This is a genomic window from Yersinia aldovae 670-83 (assembly GCF_000834395.1).
Classification (GTDB): Bacteria; Pseudomonadota; Gammaproteobacteria; order Enterobacterales; family Enterobacteriaceae; genus Yersinia; species Yersinia aldovae.
The window spans coordinates 1223377-1236849 of sequence record NZ_CP009781.1 but is presented as its reverse complement, the minus strand read 5'-3'; the positions used below and the strand labels follow the sequence as shown (position 1 = coordinate 1236849).

Genomic DNA, 13473 nt, shown 5'->3' with positions numbered 1-13473 from the left:
AGTTAGCGAAAATAGACCGATTGCAAAAAATGTACGCAAACGCTATTTATTGTTCTCCATCGTTTGATAAAAATCGGGGTATCCGACTTGGGCTGCGCAGGTTTCCAAGAGGGGCACGCGCTTGTGCTCCTCTTGGCGGTTGATGCCACGGAGATCTGTAAACTACTGAAATGGTGTCAACCGATCCTGTTCACTTAATCGGTTACAACAATAACCCTACTTTAATCCCAGCGCCTTCCTCACCCCAGCACCATAGTCTGGGTGAACTTTATCAAACAGTTCGATCTGCCGTTTCTGAATATTTTCCGGTACTTGTGACAACTCACCTGCAATACGGGTAAACATCCGTTGATGCTCTTCTGCACTGAGCAAGTTAAACAGCGCCCGCGGTTGGGAGAAGTAATCCTCATCTTCACGGTGATTCCAGTGATCAGCCGCCCCTTCCAGCGTTAATGGGGGTTCGCTAAAATCAGGTTGCTCCTGGAACCGACCATAACTGTTTGGCTCGTAAGTGACATCATTGCCACTGTTACCATCAACGCGCATCGCGCCATCGCGATGATAATTGTGGAACGGACATTTAGCACTGTTCACCGGGATCTGATGATGGTTCACCCCTAAACGATAACGTGCGGCATCGCCGTAGGAGAACAGGCGGCCTTGTAACATGCGATCAGGAGAGAAACTCACCCCCGGCACCACATTCGCTGGGTTGAATGAGGCTTGTTCGACTTCAGCAAAGTAGTTTTCTGGATTACGATTCAGCTCAAAGAAACCCACATCAATCAGCGGATAGTCGCCGTGCGGCCACACTTTGGTTAGATCGAATGGGTTATATGGGGTTTGTGATGCTTCCAACTCTGGCATTACCTGAATTTGCAGATTCCAGCGTGGGTAGTCTTTGCGCTCAATGGCGTCATATAAATCACGTTGAGAACTTTCGCGGTCGGTGCCAATGAGTTTTTCAGCCTCATCATCCATAAGGTTCTCAATGCCTTGCTGACAACGGAAATGGAATTTAACCCAAAAACGCTCATTATTGGCATTGATAAAGCTGAAGGTATGGCTACCGAAGCCGTGCATATGGCGATACGATTTTGGCAGGCCACGGTCACTGAAATCGATAGTAAGTTGGTGCAGAGATTCGGGTAAATGGGAGAAGAAATCCCACTTATAAGTTGGGTTGCGCAGATTGGTACGTGGATCGCGTTTAACAACGTGGTTTAGATCCGGGAATTTCAATGGGTCACGCAAATAGAAGACAGGGGTATCATTACCAACCAAATCCCAATTGCCTTCCTCGGTATAATATTTCATCGCGAAACCACGAATATCACGTTCAGCATCGGCCGCACCACGCTCGCCGGCAACTGTCGAAAAACGCATAAACATTTCGGTTTGTTTACCAATCTCAGCGAAGATTTTTGCTCGGGTATATTTAGAAATGTCATGGGTGACAGTGAAAGTACCGTAGGCTCCGGAACCTTTAGCATGCATACGGCGTTCTGGAATGACTTCACGATCGAAATGGGCCAACTTTTCCAGGAACCAGACATCTTGTAGCAGCATTGGGCCGCGTTTACCTGCGGTTATCACATTATTATTATCAACAACGGGAGCGCCCGCAGCGGTAGTTAATCCTTTCTTTTCGCTCATCATTTTCTCCAGTATGGCTGTTGAATTGACTGCTTTTGTGGGTGTTTTAAAGGATGACATCACGTCAAAAAGCTGATTGACAAGATATTAACTTAAACAACAAAAGAGTGTTTTTCTTTGATCTCCACACTAGTTGTAGCCCTATTGACTGGATTCATCAAATAGGCACACCTTATCGTTACCATTGCTAACATAAGAAATGGTAACTGGATGGTTATTTACAATTCTTTGAAATTATGCGGTATTTAAGCGGTTTTACTGTGTGTTTATGATGTTTCTTTCGGTTAAACTCGGGGCGGAAAAACCTGTCAGTGAGAATTTGCTCTCAGGTAACATAATGGATAATGAGAGAAGAATATGAATAAGTCTTTAGTCGCGTGCGCAGCAAGTCTGCTGTTTGTGGCCGGTTCAGCCAGTGCAATAAGCTTCAACGGGGAAGTTGGCAGTGATTACACCAACCTGGGGTTCGGTATGGGGACTAACACTGGCGGGTTGGCTATCAGTGGCAACTGGGCACGCAGTGATCACGATGGTGATATCTATGGGCTGGGTCTGGGTTTTAACCTCCCCATTGGCCCACTGATGGCAACTATCGGCGGTAAAGGCATCTACATGTCGCCAGAAGATGGCAGCAGCGGTGGCGCGGTGGCGATTGGCGGTGGCTTAAGCTATCCGATCAGTAAATCGTTCACCTTGTACGGCGAAGGGTATTTCGCGCCAGAAGAATTGACCAGCGGAATGAAATCCTATAGCGAAGCCAACGGCGGCTTACGTTGGAATGTATTCCGTCCGTTAACTGTTGACGTCGGTTATCGTTATATCAATATGAAAGGCAAAGACGGTAATCGGGATAACCGCGTGGCGGACGGCGTGTATATCGGCGCTGGCCTGAACTTCTAATTATCCTTCGTCCTTGACGTTACAGCGTTGTTGGCCGCACTCATTACTCGGCCTATCTATGGGCCTCGCCTCTGCGAGGCCGCTACAAGTAGCGTTCAAATCTGCTCCCAACTGATTTTTTCTCGTTTTCCGCTTGGCTACAACGCCAATAGTTTTGGATAATGAACTGATTTTAATGATAAATTGGTAATATTTGATTAAAAAAGGCGCATTCCTGACAGGATATGCGCCTTTTTTATGTATGGACTGAATTACCCGACTGCCGGTAATACGCCGGTGACAATGCCTACCTGAATGCCAATCACCAGTACGCCACAAGCAAATACCGCAGCCAGTGCGGGTTTCCCACCCCATACCCGATAATGCCCCTGATGGATATTACGGGCTTTCCACGCCAGCATTGCCGGCAGCAGTAAAGCCAGAACAGATAACGCGACGGCCGCAAAACCCAGCGCCATAATAAAGCCACTTGGATAAAATAGCGCAAACAGCAGCGGTGGCGTGAAGGTGATAACACCCGTTTGCAGGCGACCCCGCACTGAATTACGGCGCTTGAATAAGTCGGCCAGATAATCAAACAACCCGAGTGCGACACCCAGGAACGAGGTAGCCAGTGCCAGGTCTGCAAACAGGTGTACCGCCAGTTCAACATGGGGTGAGGCTACGACGTCACGCACTGCTTGTAATAAGCCGTTCAACCCGGCTTGTTGCGCCAAAATACCAACAAAAGTATGAGAAGAGATGGCTCCAAGAGTGGTCAATTGCCAGAAAATATAAGCAATCAGTGGAATGGCGCTGCCGATAATAAACACCCAGCGTAGCTTGCGGATATTGCCGCCCATATAATTGACAATACTTGGCACGCTGCCGTGGAAGCCAAATGAGGTAAATATCACCGGAATGGCGGAAAGCGCCAGCCCTTGTTCCAGCGGCAAGGTCAGTAAGTTGGTTTTTTCGATGTGTGGCATCATTAGTGCCAGCATCACTATCAGAAAAATAATTTTAGCACTGAATAGTATGCGATTGAATAAGTCGACTGAATGGGTGCCGATACAGACCACGCCGCCTGCGACTAGCGTGAACAGTAATACGCCGAGTGAGGTCGGAAACGATTGTTGCGTCCATTGGCTGATGCTGGTTGCCAGCAACTCACCGGCTCCGCTGATATAAGCGGCGGTCAGTGCGTACATAAGAAACATCATACTGAAACCGGTCAACCATTGGCCGCGGTTACCAAGATAGCGTTTAGCCAAGGTACCAAGCCCGGTATCTGCCGCTTCATACTGATAAACTTCCACCAGTAGCAATGCGGTGTAACACATTAATATCCAAAGAGAAACGAGCAATACAAGTGTGACGCCAAACCCCACGCCCGCCGCGGCCAGTGGCATTGCCAACATGCCAGCACCAATGGTCGTGCCGGCCACGATAAATATACTGCCCAGAGTGCGATTCTTCACGCTTTCCTCTACTACATGACAATTAATTAGCATGATAAAGTGCAGCAGAGTAGAGGATTGTCTCATTTGTGTCAAATCGACGTTACGGATGGTGTAAACTTATAGTTACGATTGTTAGTGTGTTGAAAAGTCGGCTTTTATCGGGGGTAATTATTCTGATGATGGATAAACGTTGTGTTTATGTAATCAGATTCATAAAGTGAATGCATAAGTATCAACGGAGAAGAGAATGATCAGAGTTGAGATGTTGAGTACCGGGGATGAAGTGCTGCATGGGCAGATTATTGATACTAACGCAGCCTGGCTGGCTGACTATTTATTTAATCAAGGCCTGCCAATCAGCAGTCGGGAAACGGTCGGAGACTCACTTGCGGCACTGATTGACGTGCTGACCGAGCGCAGTCAGGTGGCCGATGTATTGATTGTTAACGGTGGCTTGGGGCCAACCAGTGATGACTTGAGTGCATTGGCTGCGGCGCGTGCCGCCGGAACGCAACTGGTTGAGCACCCGGAATGGATTGCCCGCATGGAGGCGTTCTTCCATGAGCGCGGCCGCGTGATGTCATCGACTAACCGTAAACAAGCCCATATTCCGGCCAATGCGGAAATGTTGGATAACCCGGTTGGAACCGCCTGCGGTTTCGCTTTACGGCTCAATAAGTGTCTGATGTTTTTTACGCCCGGCGTACCGTCAGAATTTAAAGTGATGGTCGAACAGCAGATCATGCCGCGTTTACGTCAACATTTTGATGTGGCTGAACCCCCGTTGTGCCTTCGTATGACGACGTTTGGCCGCTCAGAAAGCGATTTGGCACAAGAGTTAGATCCGTTGAAACTACCTGAAGGCACCGTGCTGGGCTATCGCTCCTCCGCACCTATTATTGAATTGAAGCTGACCGGGCCGGCTTCACAGCAAGCTGCGATGGAAGCGGTCTGGCAGCAGGTCAGGGCAGTCGCGGGTGATAGTACAATATTTGAAGGCACGCAGGGGCTGCCCACATTATTGGCAGAACAGTTGACTCGACGCGGTTTGCTGCTGGCGGTGAGTGAACAATTTACCGGCGGGCTAATGAACTGGCAGTTGCAGAGTGCCAGCGTACCGCTGGTGGGCGGTGAACTGTTACCGGCTCATTGCCAGGAGTCATTAGCCGAGGTGGCGGGCCGCGCTCAGTCATTATCCATGCTGTGTGGCGCGCAAGTGGTACTGGCAGTAAGTGCAATGCAAAATGATCGCCTAAGTGTTGTGCTGCATACTCCTGATGGGACTTTTGCCCAAACGGTACGCTATCAGGCTAGTCGACATGGTTTACGCATCCGTCAGGAAAGCAGCGCCATGCTGGCATTAGACATGCTGCACCGCTGGTTAAAAGGCAGCCCGATTTGTGGTCAACACGGTTGGCTGGAAGTGGTTGAGATTTTGTAATTAAATTCAACTCCCCAAATAAAAAATAAGGAAGGCGCAATTTTAAATAAGCGCATTCCTTATTAAATCCATATTGTTTATTAGCCTGATTTTCTATGTTTATTACATGGTGATTTTATTTTAATCTCTTGTTTTGTTTTTATATCCACGCTATTTTACTTTATTGCTGTTAACAATATACAACTCGTTTTTATATATTATATAAGAATTAATTATTATTAAGGAATGAATTTATATAGGGGTGATGTTAATGAATAAACTTATTGCTGGGGGTTTAATTTCGTCATTGATTATATCACCACTAACTTATGCTGAAAATAGGCCGGGTTTTGTTTGCGGGAAATTTAATGGTCATGTGATGGAAGTGCCGGATAGTTATATTATTTACTGGGCAGAGTATGAGGGGGCAAGCGCTTGGGATCCCAACTTTATTTATAATAAAAAAGGTTGTGATGCCAACTTTGTGGTGCTGCCGATGATAGCCAGTTGGCCGGATATGCGGCCGGGGGATCAGGAGCTGTGGTATAAACAGGGGCTGGAGTATGAAGGGCTAAGAATGCGTGTTGAGCCATTTAAACGCACAGATACTGATATTACCTTTAAACGTGATTTTTTTCTAAGAAAACAAAATGATAGAACATTTGATCCAGTTATTTATATCGATAAATTAAGGCTATTTTTCGTTAAATCCACCAGAAAATTATTCCGGGCAGAACCACAGGATAGGAATAGCCCTTATTGGTTTGATGAGGATGTTAATGGTTATTACTGGGCAGAAGTTAACGGGCGGGTGCCGGTGGTATTTGACTGTCAGTGGTTGCCGTTAGAGAAAAGATATTATATCTGTGAGGCCATTTTTGTGATGCCGGAAATAGGGTCACTTGTTCGCGTATTTTTTACAGTAGAAAAATTACCACAGTGGAGAGCCATTGTTAGCAATACCCAACAATTTCTTTTATCGCATATTAAACGTTAAGGAAGATAATTATGCCTCCTGAGATAAGTATAAATAGGCGATTAAATAGTAAAACTCTGATGAGAAAATTAATACTGTTACTTTTAATAATATCGTCATTCAGCTTTGCTGAAAATAGACCGGGTTTTGTTTGCGGAAAATTTAATGGCCATGTAATGGAAGTGCCTAAAGAATATATTATTTATTGGGCGGAATATGAAGGGAAAAGCTCCTGGACACTTGGTTTTACTAAAAATAAAAAAGGCTGCGATGCCAATTTTACCTCTTTACCCATGATCGCCAGTTGGCCGGATATGCAGCCGGGGGATAAATCAAAATGGTATAAACAGGGGTTGGAGTATGAGGGATTAGCAATAACTGTCAGACCATTTAGACGAACCGATATCGACATCACCTATAAGCGTGACTTTTTTCTAAGAAAACAAAATGATAGAACCTTTGACCCAGTTATTTATATCGATAAATTAGGGCTATTTTTCGTTAAAGCCACCAGAAAATTATTCCGGACAGAACCACAGGATAGGAATAGCCCTTATTGGTTTGATGAGGATGTTAATGGTTACTACTGGGCAGAAGTTAACGGGCGGGTGCCGGTAGTATTTGACTGTCAGTGGTTGCCGTTAGAGAAAAGATATTATATCTGCGAGGCCCGTTTTGTAATGCCGGAAGTAGGTTCCCGGGTTGAAGTGACTTTTACAGTAGAAAAATTACCACAGTGGCAAGCCATTGTGAGTAATACCAAAAAATTTCTTTTATCGCATATTAAACGTTAAGGAAGGTAATTATGTTTCCTGAGGTAAGTATAAGTTGGCGATTAAATAATAAAACTCTAATGAGAAAATTAATACTGTTACTTTTAATAATATCGTCATTCAGCTTTGCTGAAAATAGACCGGGTTTTGTTTGCGGTAAATTTAATGGTCATGTAATGGAAGTGCCTAAAGAATATATTATTTATTGGGCGGAATATGAAGGGAAAAGCTCCTGGACACCTGGTTTTACTAAAAATAAAAAAGGCTGCGATGCCAATTTTACCTCTTTACCCATGATCGCCAGTTGGCCGGATATGCAGCCGGGGGATAAATCAAAATGGTATAAACAGGGGCTGAGGTTTGAGGGATTAGCAATCAGCGTCGAGCCATTTAAACGCACAGATACTGATGTTGCTTTTATGCGCGATGCCTATCTCAGACTTAGAAAATACGAGAATAAAACCTTTGAACCAGTTATTTATATCGATAGGTTAGGGTTGTTTTTTGTTAAAGCTACCAAAAAATTAAATAGAGGCCCTCCGCCAGATAAAAATGATCCTTATTGGCCTTATTGGTTTGATGAGAATATTAATGGTTATTACTGGGCGGAAGTTAACGGGCGGGTGCCGGTGATATTTGATTGTGTCTGGCTGCCGTTGGAGAAAAGGTATTACAGGTGTGAGGCTCTTTTTGTGATGCCGGAAATTGGCTCACTTATTGAGGTTTCTTTTACAGCAGAAAAATTACCGCAATGGAAAGCCATTGTTAGCAATACTCAGCAGTTTCTTTTATTGCATATTAAACGTTAAGGAATAACATTATGCTACAGCAAAATAGTAATGCAGGAAAATTACAACTGAATGCTGCCGATCTGGCCTGTGCCAGGCAATTATTAGAAACCCATAAGGAGAATAAAGACCCCGGCCCGATGTATGATTTTTTAGCCAGCAAAGGCGATCGCTATGCCATCTTGGCTAATAGTGTGGTCAAAGAGAATTCTATTGCCGGGCGAATAGCTATTAACTATATGAGAGATGTTGGTGTCAGCCATAATAAGCCCCTCACTGAAACGGATATTAAGCATATTCGTTATGATATGGCGCGCGGCTATTTTGATACCCAACAAAGCAGGCTGGACGATAGCCTGACAGGCATTATCTATGGTGATATCGGCCATGAGCAAGCTGCACAGTTTCACAATAGTGTTTTTAAGAAGCATGGATTACCCGCTGAGGCCTGGACGTTATATCCGGTTTATAAAGTGTTGCCGAAAAACCAGCACGGAGGACACTGGCAGAGTACTTTAAATTCGGCGGGCAATTCAGCCGATGAAATATTGCTCTCTTTTAATACAGTAAAAATTATGGTTGACGCATTATCAACCTCACCAGCTTCAGACCAACCGATGATACATAACTGGCTGAATATAGTTATGGATGCCGACAATCTTGGTGCCGCAGCCGGAGCTATAGGCAACCAGCTCTTTAGCTCCGACGAAGAAGTCTCGCCAGTCTCAACCGAGATGTGCAATATCGACATCACCATCAATCCAACCCCACAAGCGGTTCAGCGCATTGCCGATGAAGATCAGGCGCGGCGTGATGTCACCAACGGCTATCTGGTGAATAAGCCCACTCACAGTTTCTCCTTTACTGACGGTAGCTTGGATAACACTGATTTTACTTCGGTGCAGATGGGCAGTATGGCATCGGGCGGTATTCGCCCGGGGGAAGTTCAGCTTGATCCCAATATCCAGCCGAGCCGCTATTTATCTGATTATTATCTGGAACGACCCAGTTATATGTTGCCGGAAACCGGCTTATTTGATGCGGCGACACTCAATGGTCTGTCGGCGCAAACCACCCTCAATACCTATGTTGACCCGCTGCTACTGGATTTGAGTGGCAAGGGGGTAACCATGACTGGCATTGAAGATGGCGTGCTGTTTGATACCGATAACAGCGGCACCCTTAAACGCACCGGCTGGGCCGGGCCGAATACCGGCATATTGGTGCTCGATAAGGGCAGTGGGCGAATCGATAATATTAGCCAGATGTATTCGGAATATTACGGCGGTGCGGCGGGGGTTAACGGCCAGCCGGGAGAGAAACGCTATCAAGATGGTTTTGCTGCGCTGGCCAGTGAAGATGACGATAGCAGTGGTGTCATTGACCGGCGTGATCCAATCTGGCACCAATTGCGTATTTGGCAGGATAGCTCCCATAACGGCAGGGTCGATCCCGGTGAGTTGAAAACGCTGGATGAGTGGGGGATTACGCAAATCAAAGTTAATGCTAACGCGGTTGAGGATAATCGTCAGGGCAATAGGGTGCTGGCGCGTGGTAAGTTTACTATCGAGGGACAGCTACGGGAAGTGCTGGCGGTGAATTTTGTCAGCTCGCCGGTCAGTAACCATATTATCAAGCGTGATGCTGACGGTGCATTCATTCGCTCAATCATGGGGGGCGTGACAACCACCGCCTATGCCCAACTCGGTAATAAAAACGCAACTTTGTCTGCCGATACGCTGGCGGTGCAACATGTTTATGGCGGCAATATGGACGACACCCTGGTAGCCAGTGTGAAGGGCAGTTGGCTGGTCGGACGGGGTGGCAGTAATACCTATATAGGTAATAGTGGAAACGATGTGTTTGTTATCAGTGACAGTGATGATCCAAGCACTATTAAAGGCAATGGCGGGCGCGATACGGTGTTGATTGTCGGCGATAAAGGGGGGGCGCTGAATATGGCGCGCAGTGGTATCACTATTGCGCAGGGCGGCGATGGCGATGACATTATTGTCAGTGGCGGCAATAGTAGCGTTTTCATCAAAGGCGGTAACGGGAATTCGACGCTGGTCGGTGGTGGTGGCAATGATGTATTAGCAGGTGGCGGTGGAAAAAATAAGATTATTGGCGGCAGTGGTAAAGCGGTTATTTATGCCGGATCACAGGGCGATACCATCTATGCCGCTGAACAAGGCAGTATTATCCACGCTGGCGGTGGGGCAGATCGCATTTATGGCAATAAGGGGAATGATATTATTGAAGCGGGTCAGGGCAATGCACTGATCGACGGCGGTGGCGGTGTAAATGTGGTGTCATTGCATGGTACTCATGCGGATTACATTATCACCCGGACTGACAGCGGCTATCTGATTAGGGATAAAGTCGCCGGTCGGGATGGCACGCTTGCCCTGAAAAATATTCAAAAACTGAATTTCTCAGATATTTCAGCCGTTGATTTGCATACGAATACTATTATTCCAATTGATGATGTATTGACGAGAAATAAATCTGACCGGCCATTTTCTCGTGATAGATTCCACCTGATACGGGGTGCTGATTTATTAGTCAATGACTTGTCTTTTAATGATAAATCCTCGTTACACATCACCGCCGTGAGTGATGCAATTGGTGGCGATGTTTACCTAAGCCGTAGCGGTAATATCGGGTTTTACCCCGATAAAAAATTCACTGGCGTGATGAGTTTTAAATATAGCCTGATGAATGCCGATGGGGATCCGGCCATTTCGGTGGTGGATCTGACTCGCGGTGAAGAGGTAACAAAGCGGGCGACAGTGAGCCTATTACCCCCCAATATCCCCACAGATCCTCAACTATCAAAGCAGCGCTACTTGAGTGAGGTCAATGTGATACCGGTGTGGCAAGATTATAGCGGTAAGGGTATTCGGATTGGGCAGTTTGAACCCGGCGGCGAGTTCGCCACTGGCCCAGAAATCTTCGCGATTGAACACCCCGATTTGGCGGCGAATGTCGATACAGCCTGGCTGGCAACGCAAAAGAGAATGGGCGAGTTGCCCGCTGAGGTATCACACCATGCCACTATGGTGGCCGGTGTGATGGTGGCGGCAAAAAACAATATCGGTGGCGTGGGGGTGGCTTATAACTCGACATTGGGTGGGCATTATTTAAGCAATGATGGTAACGACTTAACCACGCTCGGCAAGATGTCCAGCTATGATGTGGTTAACCATAGCTGGAGTTCCAAACCTGACTTTGCGCTGAGTCATACCTTAGGCGGGGCGCTCAATTTGCCTAATACTCTCAGTACCGCTTTGCGCTATGCCGCTGCAAATGGTCGTGGGGGATTAGGCACTATTATTGTGACGGTGGGCGGGAATCAGCGCCAGCAGGGAGGCAGTACCCAAGGATCGCTGATGAGTCATTCCCGTTTTGGTATTCAGGTCGGGGCGATAAGCACTCCGGCTGACCTTTCAACACTCCAGACTCACTCACCACCTTTTTCCAATCCCGGAGCCAGCTTACTGGTCTCAGCGCCTGGCAACCGGATGCTTTCCAGTGGTCACCAAATTAAAGCAGAACGCGGGGCCGTCTTTGGTAGTGAATATAGTACTGAACAAGGCACCAGTTTTGCTGCGCCGATTGTCTCGGGCATTGCTGCATTGATGCTTCAGGCTAATCCCAATCTGGGATATCGCGATGTTCAACAGATTCTGGCCTTGTCGGCTCGTCGAGTTAAAGATCCTGCGAGCCAGTGGCACATTAATGGTGCAAAAGGCTGGAATGGTGGCGGGATGCAGGTAAGTCATGATTATGGTTTTGGTAGAGTTGATGCGCGGGCGGCGGTGCGTTTGGCAGAAAGTTGGAGCAGTAAAAATACCGATGCTAACCAACAAAGTCTGGAAAAAAGTCATCATTACGATGCGTGGAAACGGCTGTATGCCGGGGGAGTTGATACCTCATCGATCACGATGACCAGTGGCTTGAATGTTGAACAGGTTGAGGTTGATTTCAGTGCTAATGTAGGGCGGTTGGGCGATTTGACGGTGAAACTAATTTCGCCGAGTGGCAGCGAAAGTATTCTGTTAGATCGGGCCGGGAAAAAACCAGCGGTCAACGATGATGATATGGGCAGCGTGCTATCCGGTGAATTTAACTATACCTTTATGTCGACACATCATCGTGGGGAAGTCTCTACAGGCCAGTGGAAATTGGCCGTTAAAGATGCCAAAAATGGTTTACCCGTCAAGCTCAATAGCTGGTCACTACGACTCTTTGGTCACAAAGCTGGCGCTGATGATGTCTATTTTTATACTGATGAGTTTGCTGCTCAGGTGGCAGAACAACCCACACGAGCCATTTTAACTGATGCGGTTAATGGTGTGCCCGGTGGTCGTAACACATTGAATACTGCTGCGATGTCAGGCGATGTAAAGGCCAATTTAATAACGGGAGAGGCAAACCTTGGCGGGACAACGCTGACGATTAGATCCCCGCAAACTATTCATAATATAGTGAGTGGTGATGGTAACGATGTTTTAACCGCGGGCCGGAATAATGGTTTGCTTGATGGTGGGCGAGGTAGAAATACGCTGGTGGGAGGCGCAGGCAAAGAGATATTCGTGGTGCGTAAACGCCCACAGGGGCATGACCGTATTATTAACTTTGAGGCAGACAACGGTGAGGTTATTCACTTGGTTGGCTTTGCGGAAAAAAAAATCAGCGAATTACGGTTAAAACAACGGCGGGGCGATGTTCAGATCAAACTGGCTGATGGTCAAATAATAATTATCGGAGACCAACAGGTTAGCGTATTGCAGGCCCATCATTTTAACTTTCAGGATACCTTTACCGCACCTGCCCACTATGTTGATAGCAGTGAATTGGTGGATAAGCCCGTACGTCAACCAACAGATATTTTGCTCAATGGCGGCGGTGGTGGTGTCACTTTACGCACCAATGCCCAAGGTAAAATGGTGGCTTCATTGTTGGGTTCTGTCTATCAGCGGGATAATGCTGAACCCAGTACTTTCGTTGTGGTTCATCAGGAGGGGCAATCTGATTATCACAATACCGTGCGTGGATTTAGGCATGGCATTGATAAAATTGATTTAAGTGCGATTGGTATTAGGAATTTCAGTGAGCTATCAGTCACCAAAAGAAGTGCAATGGTTATTAATGGATTGGCTCTTATTCAGGGCGTGGAGGTGAAATCAGCGATCACTGGCCCGGAAGGTAAAGGTATCAACTTAATGTATCTGGATGGGTTGGATATTGATCAACTTGATGCTCAGGATTTTATTTTTGCTGGCACAGAGCCGATGCTGGCGGATACTGCCTTTGTTTATGACGATATTGCCCCGTTGATTGATGCAACGTCTTATTTTGATAACCCTGAACGTGGATCTGAAACTATCCACCTCCCTCATCAAGTATCACCCTTTACTTCTCACGGGATGATTGTAAACCGCTATTAGGCACTAATTCATGAGGGTTAAAATCCACTGCTTTTCAATACCCACTCAGATGAATGGGTATTTTG

8 protein-coding genes are annotated in these 13473 nt (G+C 46.6%); 6 read left to right on the top strand and 2 right to left on the bottom strand.

Annotated elements, in window-relative coordinates; genetic code table 11:
• Positions 1–216: 216 nt before the first annotated feature.
• Entirely contained in the window at positions 217–1656 is a 1440-nt protein-coding gene (locus AT01_RS05710) for a catalase (RefSeq protein ID WP_200889098.1), read from the bottom strand.
• A gap of 357 nt (positions 1657–2013) precedes the next feature.
• Between AT01_RS05710 and AT01_RS05705 the strand changes: the two genes are divergently transcribed.
• A complete protein-coding gene (locus AT01_RS05705) occupies positions 2014–2556 on the top strand; it encodes a YfaZ family protein (RefSeq protein ID WP_004704422.1) in 543 nt (180 codons plus the stop codon).
• A gap of 251 nt (positions 2557–2807) precedes the next feature.
• Here AT01_RS05705 and tyrP read toward each other — a convergent pair whose 3' ends face one another.
• Positions 2808–4016, bottom strand: a complete 1209-nt coding sequence (gene tyrP / locus AT01_RS05700) for a tyrosine transporter TyrP (protein WP_042546427.1) — start codon at positions 4014–4016, stop codon at positions 2808–2810.
• Positions 4017–4245: 229 nt separating this feature from the next.
• On the opposite strand from tyrP, the gene AT01_RS05695 reads away from it, so the two are divergent.
• The 5 genes from AT01_RS05695 (at position 4246) to AT01_RS05675 (ending at position 13408) form a co-directional block, all read left to right on the top strand.
• Positions 4246–5439 carry a nicotinamide mononucleotide deamidase-related protein YfaY gene (locus tag AT01_RS05695; protein ID WP_042546426.1) on the top strand — a complete coding sequence of 398 codons (1194 nt, stop codon included), beginning with the start codon at positions 4246–4248 and terminating at the stop codon, positions 5437–5439.
• Between the two features lie 250 nt (positions 5440–5689).
• Entirely contained in the window at positions 5690–6415 is a 726-nt protein-coding gene (locus AT01_RS05690) for a hypothetical protein (protein WP_042546425.1), read from the top strand.
• A 59-nt stretch (positions 6416–6474) separates the two neighbouring features.
• Positions 6475–7188 (top strand): hypothetical protein, encoded by a 714-nt coding sequence (locus AT01_RS05685; protein WP_407703550.1) that lies wholly within the window; start codon positions 6475–6477, stop codon positions 7186–7188.
• Between the two features lie 59 nt (positions 7189–7247).
• Positions 7248–7976: a hypothetical protein gene (locus tag AT01_RS05680; RefSeq protein ID WP_407703549.1), complete on the top strand. Its 729-nt coding sequence runs from the start codon at positions 7248–7250 to the stop codon at positions 7974–7976.
• Between the two features lie 11 nt (positions 7977–7987).
• Complete coding sequence (locus AT01_RS05675) at positions 7988–13408, top strand: S8 family serine peptidase (RefSeq protein WP_042546422.1); 5421 nt, start codon at positions 7988–7990, stop codon at positions 13406–13408.
• Positions 13409–13473 lie beyond the last annotated feature (65 nt).